Origin of the sequence: Glaciecola punicea (genome assembly GCF_001756615.1) — a bacterium.
GTDB lineage: Bacteria > Pseudomonadota > Gammaproteobacteria > Enterobacterales > Alteromonadaceae > Glaciecola > Glaciecola punicea.
In genome coordinates, this window is record NZ_LZXY01000007.1 from 64166 (window position 1) to 83616 (window position 19451).

The 19451-nt window shown below is 43.2% G+C and carries 13 protein-coding genes and 1 pseudogene; 10 read left to right on the plus strand and 4 right to left on the minus strand.

Going from position 1 to position 19451, the window contains the following annotated elements:
- The first annotated feature begins 312 nt into the window (after window positions 1–312).
- The 8 genes and pseudogenes from BAE46_RS09660 to BAE46_RS09690 all read left to right on the plus strand — a co-directional run bounded on the left by BAE46_RS09660 (window position 313) and on the right by BAE46_RS09690 (window position 13491).
- On the plus strand, window positions 313–1404 hold the full coding sequence (locus BAE46_RS09660) for a sensor histidine kinase (protein WP_070112563.1): 1092 nt from the start codon (window positions 313–315) through the stop codon (window positions 1402–1404).
- The gene (locus BAE46_RS09665) at window positions 1397–2227 is read left to right on the plus strand and encodes a LytR/AlgR family response regulator transcription factor (RefSeq protein ID WP_141567245.1); all 831 of its coding nucleotides are present in this window, start codon (window positions 1397–1399) and stop codon (window positions 2225–2227) included. The genes BAE46_RS09660 and BAE46_RS09665 overlap by 8 nt, the downstream gene beginning before the upstream one ends.
- A 242-nt stretch (window positions 2228–2469) precedes the next feature.
- Window positions 2470–5352: a glycoside hydrolase family 16 protein gene (locus BAE46_RS09670; protein WP_051987317.1), complete on the plus strand. Its 2883-nt coding sequence runs from the start codon at window positions 2470–2472 to the stop codon at window positions 5350–5352.
- A gap of 13 nt (window positions 5353–5365) precedes the next feature.
- Entirely contained in the window at window positions 5366–8350 is a 2985-nt protein-coding gene (locus tag BAE46_RS09675; protein ID WP_070112565.1) for a TonB-dependent receptor, read from the plus strand.
- Window positions 8351–8605: 255 nt separating this feature from the next.
- A complete protein-coding gene (locus BAE46_RS09680; protein ID WP_006005075.1) occupies window positions 8606–9871 on the plus strand; it encodes a sugar MFS transporter in 1266 nt (421 codons plus the stop codon).
- 10 nt (window positions 9872–9881) lie between these two features.
- On the plus strand, window positions 9882–12452 hold the full coding sequence (locus tag BAE46_RS09685) for a glycoside hydrolase family 3 protein (protein WP_070112568.1): 2571 nt from the start codon (window positions 9882–9884) through the stop codon (window positions 12450–12452).
- 291 nt (window positions 12453–12743) lie between these two features.
- A pseudogene (locus tag BAE46_RS15025) lies at window positions 12744–12854 on the plus strand (branched chain amino acid aminotransferase); the annotation flags it as partial.
- 28 nt (window positions 12855–12882) lie between these two features.
- Window positions 12883–13491 carry a hypothetical protein gene (locus BAE46_RS09690; protein ID WP_006005071.1) on the plus strand — a complete coding sequence of 203 codons (609 nt, stop codon included), beginning with the start codon at window positions 12883–12885 and terminating at the stop codon, window positions 13489–13491.
- A gap of 221 nt (window positions 13492–13712) precedes the next feature.
- On the opposite strand, the gene BAE46_RS15220 is transcribed toward BAE46_RS09690, so the two are convergent.
- The 3 genes from BAE46_RS15220 to BAE46_RS09700 form a co-directional block, all read right to left on the minus strand.
- On the minus strand, window positions 13713–13856 hold the full coding sequence (locus tag BAE46_RS15220) for an IS66 family transposase (protein WP_081483924.1): 144 nt from the start codon (window positions 13854–13856) through the stop codon (window positions 13713–13715).
- 521 nt (window positions 13857–14377) lie between these two features.
- Window positions 14378–15814: a GTPase/DUF3482 domain-containing protein gene (locus BAE46_RS09695; protein ID WP_070112570.1), complete on the minus strand. Its 1437-nt coding sequence runs from the start codon at window positions 15812–15814 to the stop codon at window positions 14378–14380.
- A complete protein-coding gene (locus BAE46_RS09700) occupies window positions 15807–17399 on the minus strand; it encodes a DUF2868 domain-containing protein (protein WP_070112572.1) in 1593 nt (530 codons plus the stop codon). Before BAE46_RS09700 ends, BAE46_RS09695 begins: the two co-directional genes overlap by 8 nt.
- Window positions 17400–17451: 52 nt before the next feature.
- Between BAE46_RS09700 and BAE46_RS09705 the strand changes: the two genes are divergently transcribed.
- Both BAE46_RS09705 and BAE46_RS14820 read left to right on the plus strand, forming a co-directional pair.
- Complete coding sequence (locus tag BAE46_RS09705) at window positions 17452–17784, plus strand: hypothetical protein (RefSeq protein ID WP_070112574.1); 333 nt, start codon at window positions 17452–17454, stop codon at window positions 17782–17784.
- Between the two features lie 9 nt (window positions 17785–17793).
- Window positions 17794–17958, plus strand: coding sequence for a hypothetical protein (locus BAE46_RS14820; RefSeq protein ID WP_158309262.1), 165 nt, complete (start codon window positions 17794–17796; stop codon window positions 17956–17958).
- A gap of 178 nt (window positions 17959–18136) precedes the next feature.
- Here BAE46_RS14820 and bhcA read toward each other — a convergent pair whose 3' ends face one another.
- A complete protein-coding gene (gene bhcA / locus BAE46_RS09710; RefSeq protein WP_006005059.1) occupies window positions 18137–19315 on the minus strand; it encodes an L-aspartate--glyoxylate aminotransferase BhcA in 1179 nt (392 codons plus the stop codon).
- Between the last annotated feature and the right edge of the window lie 136 nt (window positions 19316–19451).

Consider the following 19451-nt stretch of genomic DNA (forward strand, 5'->3'; position numbering starts at 1 on the left):
CATGCACGCCTTGTGAAATTTTTTATTAGAGACATTATTTATATGTCCGCGGTGTTCTTAGGCCTTATCAGCTCGCCACTTTTCATAGACCGCAAGACATTCTTGTAAGGCTTCTGTGAACCGCTGCTGTAGGCTTTCGTCTACCGACTTTAAGTTCGGCAATGGACTCAAAATGTTTCTAATATAACAAAACGATAATAGTGATTCGGATGAAAAGTTGCTTGATTGTTATTTGTTTTACTAGCACAGTAAGCTCATCAACGAAATTATATAAACCTAATCCTTATGCTGACTGTCCAAAGCACGCCATTTTTGACTAATAACACTCAATTCTCAAAGCCTGAAAATCAGTTTTGGACGCTGCAAATTGGCGGTTGGACAGGCTATTGCATTGTCGTCTTTCTGGCGATAATTCGCCCGCAGTTTGACCAAGCCGATTTTAATTTAGGTGGTCAAATAATTAATTTAGCAATAGAAACTTCAACCGGGTTTTTCTTGTCTAGCTTGCTTTGGCTGATGATACGCAGAATTGTGCACTTATCATTACGCGTCACGTTAATAATAAGCTTTACAAGTGCCGCACTGTTAGGTTGCATACTCAATGTCATTAAACTTGCCTCTTATAAAGCAATTATTCATCAACAAGTATGGTACGAACAGTTAAATATGCTCGAATTTGGCGGTTGGCTGCTTTTTTCAGTCGCCACCATGTTCATTTTTACTGCCATATTTTTTATAATGCTTTATAACAATCGTTTACAAAATGAACACGAAATGCTCTTGCGCGCGCAAAATTCAGCAAAAGAGGCGCAGTTAGAAATGCTGCGCTATCAATTAAATCCTCATTTCATGTTTAACACCTTAAATGCAATTTCTACGCTTATTTACAAACATGAAAATGATAAAGCTAATGAAATGCTCGATAAATTGTGTTCTTTTCTTCGTTATTCATTGGTGCAAAAAAACGATCAAATTAGTACTTTAAAAGAAGAACTTGAATTGTTAGAGCTGTACTTGTCGATTGAAAAGGTGCGATTTGCGGAACGTCTTAACGTGTCTCTGGCCATTCAAGCCAATACAAATTGCGCCAAAGTACCCACATTACTGCTACAGCCATTGGTTGAAAATGCCGTGAAATTTGGCATTGAATCTAGTAAGGGCACGGGTAATATTGTGATTAGCGCAAAGCGCATAAAAGATACTTTAGTTGTGGATGTTTTTAATGATGCGTCAAGCACTTCACAGGAAAAACAAAAGGGTTTTGGCATTGGTCTGAATAATACTAGGGAACGTTTAAATACAATGTTTAATGAAGCATGCAAAGTTGAATTAGTCTCCAGTGGCAGCAATGGCACAAAAGTAACCATAGAAATGCCATTCTTATGTGATGAAAGATATGCCTGATAGAAAAATTACTGCCGTAATAGTTGACGATGAACCTCTTGCGATTGAGGGTTTAAGGCTTCGTTTGCACAAAATAGAAGATATGCACGTAGTGGGTGAAGCAGTTGACGGCGACAACGCCATTGCGATTTGCCACGCCTTACAGCCCGATGTCTTGTTTCTCGATTTAAATCTGCCGGGAATTAATGGGCTTGAAGTGGTGCAGTCTTTGCAATCAGACAACATGCCTTTGGTGGTGTTTGTAAGTGCCTACAGTGAGTATGCACTTGACGCTTTTGAGTTGAACGCTATTGATTACCTATTGAAACCTGTGAATTTAGGTCGTTTGCAGCAAACAATGAAACGCATTCGTGAACGATTGACACCCGTGGAGCGTGACCAAGAAAAGTTTAAACTGCTGCGAGCGCTCGAAGAAGTTTCTGGCTTACATATTTCTGAACTTCAGGAATGGCTGAGCAACGAAAGCCCGCTGCCCAATTCAAGCAACCAAGAGTTAGTAATAAAAAATGCCAAAAACGAAAAGGTGTTTGTCCCCGTTGCTGATATTGAATGGATTGACGCGGCTGGCGATTATATGTGCATTCACACACCCGCAGAAAATTTCATTTTACGTATCACAATGAAAAAGTTAACAAGCCAATTGGATGCGCGCATTTTTCAGCGTATTCATAAATCTACAGTGGTTAATATTAACCGCATAAAAAGTATTCAGCCACTGCGAAATAGCGAAAGCATTCTTGATTTAGGCGACGGCGTAAAACTTAAAGTTAGCCGAAACTATAGTTGTGCAGTTAAAACAATTATAGATAACCGCGTACGCTAGTTTTCATATCATTATATTTTTTTAAACAAGCTATGCGCTTGGTCGTGATTCTGTGTCAGCTTAACTCACTATCCAATTAGTTCTCTTATTAAACGCAAATTAAAATCACTATGTCGCATTTGAATTGTATCTGCATTTGACATATCGCACTATCCTCAATTAAATGTTACCAGCGTGTTAAATTAATGTTTAAAAAATATACTAAGATTCTCCCACTGGGGTTTAACAATATGAGTATTAAAATGAATAAAATCACAAAATTGGCAGGTGCTGCTTCGGTTTTGTTTTTAACAGCTTGCGGCGGCGATATAAAAACCGACACTAATTTACAAGCTGTAGATCCAAGCAAACCCAACGTGCAGGCTGTCGATGAAAAATATAAAGATAGCGATTGGCGCTTAGTATGGAACGATGAGTTTAATGGCACCGAAGTTGACACCAACAATTGGAACTTTGAAGTAAACTGTGAGGGTGGTGGCAACCAAGAACTTCAGTGTTATACCGACTCGCCAAACAATGCGCTTGTGTCTGACGGCACATTGAAAATAATCGCTAAACTAAACGATGGTGCAGTTGGTGAAGATGATGACTTTACGTCTGCGCGTTTAACCACTCAGAACAAGGGAGACTTTCAATATGGCCGCATTGAAATGCGCGCCAAACTGCCAATGGGCCAAGGTTCATGGCCCGCATTTTGGATGATGCCAACAGATTCTGTTTACGGAGGCTGGCCAAAGTCGGGAGAAATTGACATTATGGAAGCGGTAAACCTTGGCGCGTTGCGCGAAGATGGAACCGCTGAAACCAATATTTACGGCACTCTTCACTACGGCGCTGGACCAGGTAGCAATTCATCAGGGGCCGCTTATTCTTCAGAAATTAATCCCGCCACGCAGTTCAATAACTACGCGGTTGAATGGCAAGAAGGTGAAATTCGTTGGTATTTTAACGATATACTTTTCGCAACTCAAAGACAGTCTAAATTAAGCCTCAGCTCAACCGGTGAAACTGTGGGTTTGTCGCACCGTGGTTGGTATGCTGAGCTGTATGACATTGTTACAGGAGAATTGAAGACCAATTATTCTGCCGCTCCTTTTGATCAAGATTTTTTCATCATTCTCAACTTAGCCGTTGGCGGCGCTTGGCCCGTCTCGTTTAATGAAGGTGGTGTTGATACAAGCGCATTTGCAGATGCAGGGCAAACGTTTGAAGTTGACTATGTTCGCGTTTATGAGTGTAGCGCTAATCGGGCAACCGGTCGTGGATGCGAAACAATAGCACCTGGCTATGCAACCGACGTCGCCGATGGCGGTTTATTGGTAGAAGGACAAGCTCCTTCACCTAGCCTAAATCCAGGTGAAGCAAACCCCATTACTATTTTTGATGATGTATTAAATAAAAACTGGGCGGCATGGGACTGCTGCGGTGGTTCAATTCCGGCCTTAGTAGCTGATGATGAAGACCATGGTGATGTATATCAGTTTGAAGTGCAAAATGGCAACGAGGGAACCGTCTTTGGTTTTATCACACGTTCGCTATTTCTTTCTCAAGATCCCACTGTTGGCGCGAGCGCATCACCACACAATGCTTTAGGTATGATTGAAAACGGTTATATTACCTTTGATCTAAAAGTGACTTCTCCACCCTTAAATTCTGATTCAATTTGGAAATTTAAAGTGGAAGCCGACGAGGCAAATGGCGGTGAATGGGAGGCTGATTTAATTGAATTTGGTCCAGCGCCCATTGTCGATGTGTGGGCAACTTATCAAGTTCCACTGCAAGAAGTTGCTAACGCCGGCGTTGACTTGACCTTACTTGACGTTCTTATGGTATTTCCCACATGGCAAACTGGCGATGGCGCCGTATTTCGTATGGACAATGTTGCTATCCAAAGCGGTGAAGAAGCGTCAGGGCCTGTATTTGCAGAATTTACAGAAGGTTTTGGTGGCGCAAGTATAGCTGGCGACACTTACACTTACCCACTTGGCTCAGAAGTATGGGGCGGTTTTGCAAACACGAACGCAAGTATTTATCCGCTAAACCTTACCCATGGCGGTACTTTAACGTTTACCGCATCTATTCCACAAGGTGACACTGATACCAGTATACGATTTGTCTTTGAAAACGCGCCCTTCCCAGACGTAGAGCCAAACTTTACGACCGCGAACGTGAATATCTCGGGTAACCAAGCCCGTACATACACTGTTGCTATAAGGCCACAGGATACTGACAATACCTACAGTTCATTCTTAATGTACATAAACGCCGCGGGCAATTCAGTCAACATTAAAGATATAATGATTGAAACGAACAATCACGCAGCAATGGAAGCGTTTGGCAACAGCACACTTGATGCGAGCACGAGCACTTTCACACATCCGTCTAATGCTGAAGTATGGGCTGGTTTTGCTAACACCAACGCTGAGTTATATCCGTTTAACTTCGCCTTGGGCGGTAAAATTACATTTACCGGTGCAATCCCGTCTGGAGGCTCTTCCGTTGCGGTTAATTTCCGTTTTGAGAAAAACCCATTTCCCGATGTAGACCCAGCTTTTTCTACTAAAAATGTGACAGTGTCTGGATTAACAGAAACAACGTATACCGTATATATCCCGCCCCAGGATGCAACAAATACATTCAGTTCACTTTTGTTATATTTAGTTGAGCGTGACTCTGGGGTCATTATCAAAAACATTATAGTGACACAAAATGAGCATGTCGCAGTTTGGGAAGGCTTTGGTGGCGCAAGTATTGATAGCGACTCTAGCACGTTTAATTTCCCTGCTAATTCAGAGGTATGGGGTGGTTTTGCCAATACGAATACTAGTTTTTATCCTTTGAATTTTGCAGCGGGTGGGCGTATTGAGTTTAGCGCGGCTCTTCCAGTAGGTGCACTGAACACAAGTGTCAGGTTTTTATTAGAAAAAAATCCTTTCCCTGATGTTGAGCCTAGTTACGCTACCGATTCTGTGACCATTTCAGGCACAAACTTCAGTTCTTACGTTGTTGATATTCCACCACAATCTGCTCAGAACACCTTCAGTTCTTTCTTGTTGTATCTCAATGACAACGATTCACCTGTAATTATTAAAGACCTTGTGATTACAGCTGATCGCGTGCAATAAGAGAGTATATAAAATGAAAAATACAATTTTCCAAAAAACAAAATTAGCCATTACTATATCATTGATAATAGGACTTGGCGCTACCGTGCCCGTCGTTGCTCAAGAAGCATTGCAGGCAAAAGACGATGTTGAAGTGATTGCGGTGAGCGGCATTCGTGGCTCATTAATGAAATCAAGTGATATTAAGCGCAGTAACCAAGGCGTAGTTGATTCAATTGTCGCTGAAGAAATGGGTAAATTCCCTGATACTAACTTAGCTGAATCATTGCAACGTATTACGGGCGTATCGGTAAGTAGAGCAAATGGTGAAGGCAGTCAAATAACGGTGCGTGGTTTTGGTCCAGAATTTAATATGGTAACGTTAAACGGTCGTCAAATGCCATCAACAGGTTTCTCGCGGTCATTTAATTTTGAGAACTTTGCATCCGAAGGTGTTAGTGCATTAGAGGTTTACAAAACCTCACGTGCCGATATTCCAACGGGTGGTTTAGGAGCATCTGTTAATATTGTGACTGCTCGTCCTTTGTCACAGCCCGGACAGCAATTCTCATTTACGGCCAAAGCTAATCTAGATACTTCAAACGTGGAAGGTGAAGATGTCACGCCAGAAATTGCAGGCTTAGCAAGTAAAACATTTTTAGATGAACGCCTTGGTGTTTCTGTTACTGGTTCGTATCAGCGACGTGATTTCCAAAAACAATCGGCCAATATTCAAGGTTGGCAGGCAAATGTTGCGCTACCTAGTTTATCTTCATCAAAATTTTCTGACTTACGTCCATTAGATGCAAACGGTGAGCTACTCGCTAACTTCCTAGCCCCTAATGCTAGTGGCGAACTAGAAGCGAGCACTGCACATTTCTTCCCTAAAGATATGAACTACGGCATAGAAGACGTGCAGCGTGAAAGAAAAAATGCTCAGGCGACGGTTCAATTTGCGGTAAACGATCGTTTAACCCTAACGGCCGACTACACAATGAGTAATGTAGTTGCCGGTAGCAATAGCATTGGTTGGGGAATTTGGAATAACTTCGGTGCTAACATAAACACGTATCAACTCGATGAAAATGGTACCACCTTATACGCCAATATTTCAGGTGATGACGCTTCATTTACCGCATCAAGAAGCACAACTGAATTTGATATGAAATCGCTTGGTTTAAACATTGAGTTTGAGGCTCGTGATGACCTAAAGTTAACCTTCGACTATCACGATTCTAATGCAACGATTGACAACGGCATAGATCCTGGCTTACGCAGTGCAGGTCAAGTTATATTGGGTTCCTCTGCTTTAGACTTTAAAGAATACTCTTATCTATCTGGTGATGTACCCCAATTCTCAATTAACTGGAATAATGGCACCAATCAACTGAGCGCTGGTGAAATTGATTCTAACTTCAGTCAGTTCATTCATTCACCTGGTGAATCTGATATTCAGCAGGCTCAATTAGATGTCGAATACTTACCTGAATTTGATAGCTTACGTTCTTTAGTCAAACTTTCAGCCGGATTAAGTAATACTAAACAAACGCTGATTGGCACTAACGGATGGTCGGGTTTGCGCGGTGGTCCTGGTTTCAACCCTAGCTTTAGCGCAATATTTCCTGACAACATGTTTACATTTAATGATACGGGGAACTTTTTAGACCAGTTCGACGGTGGCGGTGCAGCTTTGAGTCCAAACTACTATTGGACCTACGATTTTGATGAAGCCGTTACTCGCCAAGCTGCCTACTTAACATCAGATGTGGTTGGTAGTAATGAATATGTTGTTGATCCTTACTATACTACTAACACAACCTCTAGCGTTGAAGAAACGACAAAGTCTATCTACATCAATTCACTTTGGGAATTTGATATAAAAGATAAGTACGTGGAAATTAATGCGGGTATTCGCTATGAAGAAACCGATGTTATTAGTCCTTCACAAAGTAATATTGCAGAACAGGTAAACTGGGTTGCAGCATCGGAATGGATAACCTCATTCTCTGGTGTGCAAAACGTGTCTAACGATGGTGGATACGATCTACTATTACCAATGATAGATATTCGGGTCGATTTAAGCGATGATTTGGTCTCACGAGTTTCGGTTGGCAAAAGTATTACACGTGCTCCTTTAGGCAACTTACTAGGCGGTTTAGCGCTATCAGGAAGTCCTAAGATTGGCGCTCGTACAGGCTCGAGAGGTAACACTAACCTGAAGCCTTACCAGTCAACCAACATAGACATTTCTGTAGAATATTATTATGAGGAAGGAAGCTATGCAGCTGTAGGCTTATTCTGGAAAAAAGTTGATGACTGGATTGAAACATCAACTGTAGACCTCACATTTGATGGTCTGTATGACATATATCTTGGTCCACGCTGGAACGAAGCTGCTACCAACATTACTACACGAGGAGGGCAAGCCACCGATACTGCCATTTTTGATGAGATGGTTGCTTTAGGTTACGCTAATAGCGATGGTCAGATTGAGCCAGATCCAAGCGGCGACTCCCTCATTTCGTGGCGTTTGAGCTCTCCAGAAAACGTTGAAGAACGCAAAACGAATGGCTTAGAAGTAGCATTTCAGCATATCTTTCAAGAGACTGGTTTTGGTTTAGCTGCTAACGCAACTTTTGTTGATGGTGATGTTGATTATAATCCCTACGTGTTAGCGTCACAAAAGGCGCTGTCTGGACTATCAGACTCTGCTAACTTTCAAGCGTTTTATGAAGATGATAAATTATCAGTAAGATTGACCTACGCATGGCGCGATAGTTATTTAATTGGGCAGGGTCAAGGACAAGGTACATCTGACAACCCGCCACAATTCGCCAAAGAATATGGACAGTGGGACATGAGTGTTAATTATGACATTAATGAAAACCTGACTGTTTTTGTTGAAGGCATCAACTTAAATAACGCCACAGAGCAACACTACGGTCGATTTGAAGAGCAATTTCTATTTGCTGGTCAATATGGCCCACGTTATTCTGTTGGCGTAAGAGTCAGTTTATAGTATTTAGCGTATGCGTAAAAAGCCGCTATTTTTTGCGGCTTCTTACTGTCTAATCATGCGCCTGATAACAACCTCACCCGCTTAGCGGATGAAAGTGTCGTTTTAACGCGCACTCGCTCAATTGACCTATTGTGTCGCAGCCGTTTTTCATTATATCGCATTTGCGTTGCTAAGCTTTATGCCATGCGACACTATGAAAATCTAAAAAAATTAAACATAAATATAACAATATTTACATAATGGAGTGATGCAAACATGGCGTCCAATATCCCAATAGCAGACCCCTCGGTTATACCATCGAACAGTGCTAGTGAACCACAAAATCATTTGTTTTCATTAGTTTCGCTAACGTCATTATTTTTTATGTGGGGGTTTATCACCTGCTTAAATGATATTTTAATTCCGTACTTGAAAAATGCATTTGATTTAAGTTATACCCAAGCCATGCTGGTACAATTTTGTTTCTTTGGAGCCTATTTTGTTGTAGCTATTCCAGCAGGTTGGTTAGTGGGTAAAATTGGCTATAAAAAAGGCATAGTGGCCGGCTTATTAATCGCTAGCCTAGGCTGCGTGCTTTTTTATCCAGCATCAGCACTGCACGTTTATGCTATTTTCTTGTTTGCCTTATTTGTTTTAGCCTCCGGCATAACCATTCTACAAGTAGCAGCCAATCCTTTTGTTACCGCGCTAGGCAGCCCACACACCGCTTCATCTCGCTTAACAATGACTCAAGCATTTAATGCTTTAGGCACCACGGTTGCCCCATTTTTTGGCGCATATCTAATTTTTGGTGGCGGCAATGGTGTTGACACACATATAAGCGGCGACTCTTCTAGTTTAGTGCAATTACCCTATCTAATCCTTGCGGCGGCTTTACTTGGTTTGGCCGCTATTTTCAGCTATCTCAAACTACCTGATTTAGGCCGTAAACAAACAGCAACCGTTATAGAGGGGTCGGCTTGGCAACATCGTCACCTTCGTTTAGGCGTGGTGGGGATCTTTTTATATGTAGGCGCTGAAGTAGCAATTGGAAGCTTTCTAGTCAATTTTCTAAGTCAGCCCGACATAGCTGGTTTAAACGAAGCTCAAGCGTCAAAGTTTATTGCATATTATTGGGGCGGCGCTATGGTAGGCCGCTTTATTGGTGCCTTTGTTATGCAAAAAATAGCGCCAGGCAAAGTATTAGCGTTCAATTCAGCTATGGTCATTATACTTATCAGTAGTGCTGTTTTATTTGATGGTTCTCTAGCAATGTGGTCACTGCTGGCAGTAGGTCTATTCAATTCCATCATGTTCCCCACTATTTTCAGCTTAGCACTGAACGGCCTTGGCACAAGCGCCGCACAAGGTTCAGGCTTACTGTGTTTAGCTATTGTTGGCGGCGCATTATTACCCCTTATTCAAGGTATGCTTGCCGATAGCGTTGGTCTGCAAATCTCATTTGTACTGCCTATGCTGTGCTACATTTTTATTGCTTATTACGGTTTGATAGGTTCAAAACCAACTAAAGCTCTCAGTTAGAGGTATAATTTTGAAAAGAACAAAATCACTTATAGCCGCCATTGTCTTCACCTTTGCTAGTGTTGCATGTACTCAAATTAGCGTAAAGGAAGTACAAGAACGAAACAGTAAGACTTTACCTGACATTGAAATTTGGCCGCAACTAGATATTGCTGTTAAAAAATCTGATGACGTAGAAGCGAGAGTTGCTGCTGTTTTGACAGGCATGACATTAGAGCAAAAAATTGCGCAAATGATCCAGCCTGAAATTAGAGATATTAGCGTTGAGGATATGCGTAAATATGGCTTTGGTTCATACTTAAATGGTGGTGGAGCTTTTCCAAATGATAATAAACACGCCACACCGCAAGACTGGATACAGCTAGCCGAGAACATGTATCAAGCGTCTGTTGATGCAAGCCTAGATGGTTCAACTATCCCAACTATGTGGGGAACCGATGCAGTACACGGTCATAACAATGTAATTGGGGCTACTTTATTTCCACATAATATTGGCTTAGGTGCTACTAACAACCCAAAATTAATTGAAAACATAGCCACAGCAACCGCTACCGAGGTAATGGTAACAGGTATTGATTGGGTATTCGCTCCAACAGTTGCCACTGTAAGGGATGACCGCTGGGGCCGAACATACGAAAGCTATTCCGAAGACCCAGCGATTGTATATGAATACTCAAAAGCGATAGTACGAGGTTTACAAGGTAAACCTGGCAAAAATTTTTTAGGCGACAGCCAAGTTATAAGCACTGTTAAGCACTTTATTGGTGATGGCGGCACCGTTGGGGGTGACGACCAAGGCAATAATATTGCCAGCGAAAGCGATTTATTTAGACTTCATGCGCAGGGTTACGTGGGAGGTTTAACGGCTGGAGCACAATCAGTTATGGCTTCATTTAACAGTTGGCATGGCAAAAAACTACATGGCCACAAATATCTACTAACCGACGTATTGAAAGATAAAATGGGTTTTGACGGCTTTGTAGTAGGCGATTGGAATGGTCATGGCCAAATAGCCGGTTGTACTAATGACAACTGTCCGCAAGCTACAAACGCAGGTTTAGATATTTACATGGTGCCAACAGCGGCTTGGAAGCCTTTGTATGAGAATTTGCTGCAACAAGTCAAAGACAACACTATTGCCTTGAGTAGAATTGACGATGCGGTGACACGCATACTGCGTGTGAAAATACGTGCAGGTTTGTTTGAAAAGCCCAGTCCCGCTAATCGTATTTTGTCGGGCAAAACCCAGCTTATTGGTCAACAAAGCCATCGAGACATAGCAAAACAGGCTGTGCGTGAATCACTCGTATTACTAAAGAATAAAAATAACATCTTACCGCTGAGTCCTAACATGAGTGTACTGGTGGCCGGCGATGCAGCTCACAACATCGGTAAGCAGTCGGGTGGTTGGACTATTACGTGGCAAGGTACCAACAATACTAATGAAGATTTCCCCGGTGGAAGCTCGATTTATGATGGCATAAAGCAGCGCATAGAGGCTGCAAATGGCACGGTAGAATTAAGTGAAACGGGTCAATATAAAACCAAGCCCGACGTGGCCATAGTGGTCTTTGGTGAAGAGCCTTATGCTGAGGGTCATGGCGATGTGGAGCACTTAGATTATCAACGCGGCCTAAAATCTGATTTAGCCTTATTACATAGGCTAAAAGCAGACGGGATCTCCGTTGTATCTATATTTATTAGCGGTAGACCCTTATGGATGAATGCTGAAATTAACGCAAGTGATGCTTTTGTTGCGGCTTGGTTACCTGGTTCGCAAGGAAGCGCTGTTGCCGATGTGTTATTTACCGACGCGCTGGGTAGCATGCAATATAATTTTTCCGGACGTTTGTCATTCTCATGGCCTGCGGATCCTAATCAAGCAACAGTTAACGTCTACGATTTTGAGTATAATCCCTTACTTCCCTATGGTTTTGGCCTGTCCTACGGTGATGAAAACGTATTGCCCGACAACTTATCTGAAACATATGAAAAGAGTATTACGCAAACAAGCGGTGCGACATTATTCACCGGCACTATGCAGAAGCCGTGGGAATTGCGAGTTTTCTCGGGTCATAATTTACAAGATATTACGGCAAGTACTGCCACTGTCGATAATGTATATTACAGAACCGTTGATAGAGTGGTACAAGAAGATGCATTCAGATTAGCAATTACTGCTAGTAACAACAATAGTGGCGTACAAATAGCGAGTAAAAACTATTTTAGGGAAGACATGTCGGCCCAAGCACAAAGTAACGCCGTGTTGTCATTCATGCTAAAGCCCGAATCGGCTATTCCAAATGAAGTATTACTGTCTATGAATTGCGAAACTGTCAGTGACACAGCCGGTAGTTGCGCAGCAGACCTGAATATTGCTGAAGCATTGTTGGCTTTGCCTAAAAATGAATGGAGTGTTTTTACTGTTGACGTGCAATGCTTTGTTCAAAAAGGTGTCACGTTTGAAAATATGGTAGTGCCCTTCCAACTGGGGTCAAAGGAAGCATTTACCGTAAGTCTAAGTGAAATATCGTTTACGTTTAATCAAGCTCACGAAGCTAATCTGAGCTGTGCAGACTGAACTCCTTCGATGTGCAGTGCTCTTGGTATAACTTGTATAAAAACGTTACTTACTTTTCAATTTAGCAGAAGCTAAGGGAATAAAAATATGAATTTTTTGGTAATAAACTTAAATTTAGCCAAGCAAAGAATGGCGTTTCAGTTGAATCAATTAAGCCTAAATTTTGAACGCCTACCTGCCTGTTAAATCAGCCGCTGAGCAATTAGTGAGCAGCGTTTAAGTATGACGCAACATGGAAAAGTGCTATATGAATTGAGGACGCCATACAGAGATGGTACGACCGGTGACCGGCGCGCCAGTAAACCAGATACGGAAGCTACGCTTTCTGGCACCGCGGCGGTACTAAACACGATAGGTACATTTATTCACAACGGCAACAATAGCTACAAAGCCTATAATGGCTACAAGGCGCATTACAAAAAGGAATACCATGATGAAAAGAAGATTAGCGGCAATTATTGGGCTGGTGAGTTTACTCGGTATCAACCACTTCGTGCTAGCACGCCCTGCTCTTGTGGTGTCAATAGATACCCATGACGCATTTTTTGAGGCTATTGCCAAACACTGCGGTAAAGCATTTGAGGGCAAAGTTGTGATTGATAACGATCCAAGTCCGGCCTTTAACAATACGTTAGTAATGCACGTGCGTACTTGCACAAGCACCCAACTACAAGTTCCTTTTCATGTGGGAGATGACGCCTCGCGCACTTGGATTATTACCAAGACAGGCAGTGGTTTGAGCTTAAAGCACGACCATAGGAAACAAGACGGACTTGATGACGAACTCAGTATGTATGGCGGTCACACGGTTGATGCAGGCTATAACAACGTGCAGTCCTTTCCTGCTGATGCTTATTCAAAGCAATTATTTGTAGACCAAGGCATTGCGCAATCTGTTGGAAACACGTGGCAAATATTTGTGTATGACAACACCTTTAGCTACCGCTTAATTCGCCAAGGCAGGGAGTTCAGAGTAGAATTTGACTTAACCAAGCCAGTAGCATTACCTGCAACACCTTGGGGCTATAACGACAAGTAAAAGTTTATCAAAAAATATTATCAATGACCTATAGCCTTAGCCGGAAGCCACTTTTTTAAAATCGCAGCAAGGTGACCTTCAGCAACTAATAGGTCCGCATAAGCCCCCATATAGAAGCCCAAAGGGCCGGTACACATCCGCGTTATTGTTTTTTACACTTAAAGAATGCTGAAACACTCATAGTCCTTCTCCACAAATTAATTATCGGGAGTCAGATCAAACTATACCGAAGCGGTAACATGCAAATATCTTTGTAATACAGGATTTACGCTAATCGCAAATGGCTTTATAGCTCGCTCTGCGTAGTTGTTATCTATTTTGAGCCTGCCATCATCTAGGTAACGGCGGTATTTTTTTAAACTGATTTATCGAGTAATTGATGGCTTTACCAAGCGCTATTTTCGGTGGTACTTTATCTTTATACTTAATCAGCCATTGATAAAATCATCAACTATCGGTTTGGCTTTTTGCTGTCTTGCGTTGAAGTTTTCATCGCGCGTTTTATCTTTAATGGCTTACTCGCTTTTATGCGATTCGCTCTTAACTGAACCTCGTAAAACACTGCCATCAACAAGGCCGTTTAAGACGCTATTTTGCTCGAAGACTCGCTGCCCTTTAAGCCATTCTTTACTGTGAAATGATGATTCTAATACAACTTTTGTGAACATATGTTGAGATAATTTCCTGAAAATACGAGCCTACGGATGAAAAAATAAATGACTTGTGGATTACCGCAATCGCATTTGTTACCACATAGCGACAAAGCATTCGCTAAATTGCTTAACATTCTTGGCATATCCGCGTAATAAATATCTTTACAAGCGCTATGCATGCACGCCTTGTGAAATATTTTATTAGAGACATTATTTATATGTCTGCGGTATTTTTAGGCCTTATCAGCTCGCCACTTTTCATAGACCGCAAGACATTCTTGAACGGCTTCTGTGAATCGCTGCTGCAGGCTTTCATCTGTGGGTTGCTGCTTGCGGATTTTATCTAAAGTTCTTTGGATAGATCTGCGGCTGTCTTTATCAAGGCCCTCAATCCAGTGATTATCGCCCTGCACGAGGTCAAGCAAGTCTCGTCCAGCGTGATTACGATGGCTTATATGCCACCAGTGATCAACGGCTCTGCCAAGCACAATGTAAGCAAACTGACTGTCTTGCACGGGACCAAACGTGGCGGTTGTAAGACCCTTGCCAAACGAGGCTATTTTTAGCGCCGGTGACAACAATTTAGCGCCATAGTAATAGCTTCCAGCAGCCCCCATAAAGCCACCTAAAAGTGCGCCGGTGCCAAGGGATGCACCAAAGGTAAGTGCATCTATTGAAACACCGCCTATAGCACCTGCACCAAAACCAGCGGTAACTAAATAACGCCGGCTTACGGCCCATTGCTGTCGACTGTCTTGGGAAAATAAGTCTTGGGCACTGTGCCAATTAAGTTCGGTTTCTTGGCGGCGAATGCGCTGATGTTGGTATAAATGCTCAATACTTTTACGCAAGCTTTGTTCGCGTTCACGCTGATGTTCATACCAGCATTTACTGAGCTTGCCTGCCAATTCACCTTGGTCGGAATCGCTGCTCACGTTTTCATGTTGCGCGAAAGTGCGTTTTTCTTGATACGACATCATGTCACTTAAGGCTTTGGCAACAATACTGGCTGACTGACTGCGTCTTTGCTGACGCTGCTTTGACAAGTATTGCGTGGCTTGGTTTAAGGTTTTTTCCCACTGTGGCTCAAGCTGGCCGAAGGCTCGCAGCAGGCTTAAGTGCTGTTCAAAAGGTGCTCGCACTGCGTTAAATTTACGCACAACTTGAAAGAATTGGCCTAATGCTGCCTGCCACGTATCGCTGTAGTCTTCAAGGCCTATGGTATTGATTAAGGCTAGGCTAGGTCGACCCGTCCAGCGTAATATGGTCATCTCAGCCTCGTGCTGCGCGCTGTAAGGCACCGAGCCGTCTACCACATAAATGATCCCGGCACCTTCAATTAAGGGCTGGAGTAATTCGCATTCATCGGTAAAACGCTCGTCATCTTTATGCTGCCCTACGAAGGCTTTAAGCGTATCGCTGTGGTCAGAAGCCGATACACTATGCGCTTCGAGCCATTCCAGCACTTTTCTAGGACGTTGAAAGCCCGGGGTGTCTACCAATGTATAGAGTATTTTACCGTCTACGCTTAAGGGATAAGACTGGCTTGAGCGCGTGGTGCCAGGCTCTAGTGCAATGGCAATAGCATCGTTTTGCGATAAGGTGGCCACAATGCTCGATTTACCTTTATTGGGATGGCCTACAACAGCAAAGTTGGGCGCGCTATTCATGCTGTGTGTCCTGTAAAGTAGAGCTTACTTCATCTGTGGGTAGCAGACTTACCGACACAAAATCTGGCAAAGTACGATTGGCAAACCGTAACCACTGCTGCACATGATGCGGCTGGGGTTCGCGCTGCAGGTTGGTAGCCACAGGCACTATCACTATATGCGCAGTTTTTGGCCAGTTTTTGTATGCATTGGCAATGAAGTCTTCTAGCTCACCCGTGGGTGGCTCCCAACTGTGAGTTACTAACAAAACGTTATGATCATCTGCTTTAAGTGATGTTTTTAAGATAGTGGAAGTTGTTGCTGAAGGCTTGTAAGCTGCTGACTCTTGGGCTTCTTGACCACTTGCTTGGGCTTTTTTATCCTCTGACTTAGGCGTTTTTACTGTGTACTCATATGGCTTTTGCGCTTTTGTTTTGGGCTTTGTATCGCTTATGGATGAGGATTTTTTGCTCAAGGCACTCGCGACTTTAGCCACGGTATTGCGATCATCAACAAGTGTCATACTTCCGCCTACCTTCGCCACCACCATTTTATCAGCGTTAAGCGTTTGAGGAAGTGCAGTATCATGGGCACCTGCCCATGTTAATAGAACGCGCGCGTTTGGCAGCGGCGACAGCGCAAACTGCTGGCTAATATCAGGTAAATCTACAGAATCGTTATGCTCATTGCCCGTTTCCAGCGTGGGCGTTTGCATACGATATTGAAGTGCGGCTGCAGCCGGGTGCGTAGCCAATAAGCGGCGGGCTTTACGCTCAACAATAAGGCCTGCTGTAAAGTATAAAATTGCACGCGGCAGCAGCGTCCACGTTGTCCATAACATGGCAATAAAGGGCCACCATTGACCCCATAAGGCTGGGTTTATATTAGTGTCTGGTGAGCTTGCTCGAAAAAACCGTGTGGCTTCTACTAGCGCAAGATCGGGCGCGGCCAGAGGCCATAACCAAGCCCAAGGCGCTGCAACTATACCAATAAATCTATGATAGGCTTGCGCATCAGTTTCAAGGGTAGTGCTCCAACCAAAGGCTAGGTCTTGCAGCAGCACCATGGTTAATAGTGTTAGCAGCCCGGCAAAGGCAAAGCACAGGCCGCCAAGTTGCGCTGCTTTCGCCATTAATACCGGCTGAAGCTTTGTTTTAATGTCATTGGGTGCATTTTTTTGAAAACGGCGAAGCACTAGCCGCCAAGGTTGCCAGCCCGCTAGTGACTGCACAGTAGTAAATAGCGCCAGTAAAAGTTGAAACGCCACAAAAGCTATAATAACCGTAATATTGATTCGCTGGCCACCATCGTAAAACAACAGTCCCAGCATGCTTAAAATCCCAAACAACGTACCAAACGCAACAAAGCTACTGTTGATACGTCGCCAACTACGCAACGTTTGCAAAGCCTGACGAGACTCAGCTTCAGCATCGTTAAACCTATTGATATAAGCCATCCAGCGTTTTGACGTTGGCTTTTCGCCTTGCTCTTCACAGGTAAGCGCAAACTTGCGGTCACGCCTATGTAAAAATACTGAATCTTGGCCACTGTCTCTTTGAGCGCAGGCGTCAAAATCTAGCAGCAGGCGAACACAGCGATTGGTCATTAATATTTCCGTTGATAAGTGAGGCATAAACAGCACCGCATAAGAGTAAACTATGTACTTAGGGTATTCAACCAGTGTTGATTACTTGTCAGGTGAAGCGGCTATTACTCGTAGCATCCTTCAAAATCCGTTTGAGAAGTTTGAGAAGTTTGAGCGTAAATGTTTTATGTATCATACGAAATATTTGAATAAAATAGCGTTTGACCCAGTGCTGTTGGATAGCTTTAAACCTGATGATTTTGATTTAATTAGAAAGCAGATGCTAAGTGACAAGAAGGACTATTTTATTAAGCACTTAGGCGTGGATGCTTTCTCAAGCAATGCACCTGTGACGAACTCACAAGGCCATACCGGTGCGGTCAAAACCAGACTTAAAACCATATAGGGTATCAGCATGTCCAATCGCTTCGCGAATAAAAGGGAAGTTATAAGCATCGCCATTCGCCATAGCCGCAAAGACTTTTTCAACCGCGCTGAAAGCAGACGCTCTACCAATGACTTCTTGGCACACTTTTTAAGAGACGATAACCAAGCCTTCTTGAAGGCGCCCGCTTTTTGAAAGTTTTCACATTTAAAAAATAACGGCGCACCGGTGAACGCATTTAGAAAGCTTGAGGTTAATATTGGCGTACAATGAATGTAAGGGGCAATACGCTTTTGAACGGCCAGAAAATTGTCAAACGTAGGGATATAAAAACCTTAATTGTTAGCCATAATAGTCAGCTTCCTTTAATCGTTTATGCCTTAGCAGTGCTAGTTGAGCGCAAGTATTCTTGTGCAGCAGCCACACCAACACCCAGTTCTATAGGATAATCAAGATCTTTCATAGCCATCTCTATGGTGGCAATACCCGACAGCACGAGCACATCTGTCAGCGCACCTAAGTGACCGATACGGAAGGCCTTGCCCGCCATTTCACCTAGACCAACGCCGAACGAAACACCGTATTTATGATATGCATGGTCGGTAAGTTCATTACTGTTGAATCCTTCAGGCACGTAGATTGCGCTAACTGAATGTGAGTAAAGCTCTGGTGTTTGGGCACATAGCCGCAAACCCCAAGCAGCCACCGCTTTGCGAACACCTTCGGCTAAGCGAAAATGCCGGTCAAAGACATTATCAAGGCCTTCTTTAAACAACATTTCAAGACTGGCTTTAAGCCCGTTTATTAATTGAATGGGTGGTGTGTATGGATAAGCGCCATTTTTATTTGTATTACCCATGTCGCGAAAATCGAAGTAACAGCGTGTACAACGTGCACCTTCTAAAGCGGCGAGCGCTTTGGGGCTAGCCGCTACAATGGCCAAACCGGTGGCCAACATAAAGCCCTTTTGCGATCCAGAAACGGCGAGATCGACACCCCAGGCATCCATCTGGAAATCCATACTGCCTAAAGAACTCACGCAATCCACATACAGCATTGCCGGGTGTGCGCTTTTATCCATCGCCAAACGGACCGCGGCAATATCACTAAGCACGCCTGTGGCGGTTTCGTTGTGGGTCACTAGTACGGCTTTAATACTGTGTTGGGCATCTGTGGCTAAACGCTGAGCAAAAAGATCGGCCGGCGCGCCTGTACCCCACTCACATTCAATAACCTCAACATCTAATCCGTGACGCTGGCACATGTCAATCCAACGATGAGAGAACATGCCATAGCAAGCCACTAATACTTTGTCACCCGGCGACAGGGTATTGGTAATTGAGGCTTCCCACCCGCCGGTTCCGCTACCCGGAAAAATAAACACCTGTCCGTGTTGAGTTTTAAACACTTTCTTAAGGTCTTCAAGCATAGGCTGCAAGGATTCAGCGAAATCTGGTGAGCGATGATCGATTGTTTGTATGTTCATCGCAGCACGTAAGCGATCTGGCATATTAGTGGGGCCGGGAATAAAGACCGGATTTAAATCGCGCATAATGTGTTCCAAGATTTATTGATTTAACAAAACTATAATCGAACGAGATATTAAAGCAACTTTTATTGGAAACTATTTTCGTTTTAATGATTAAATATTTTTACTCATGTTCTGTGGAGGTTAATATGTTTTTATT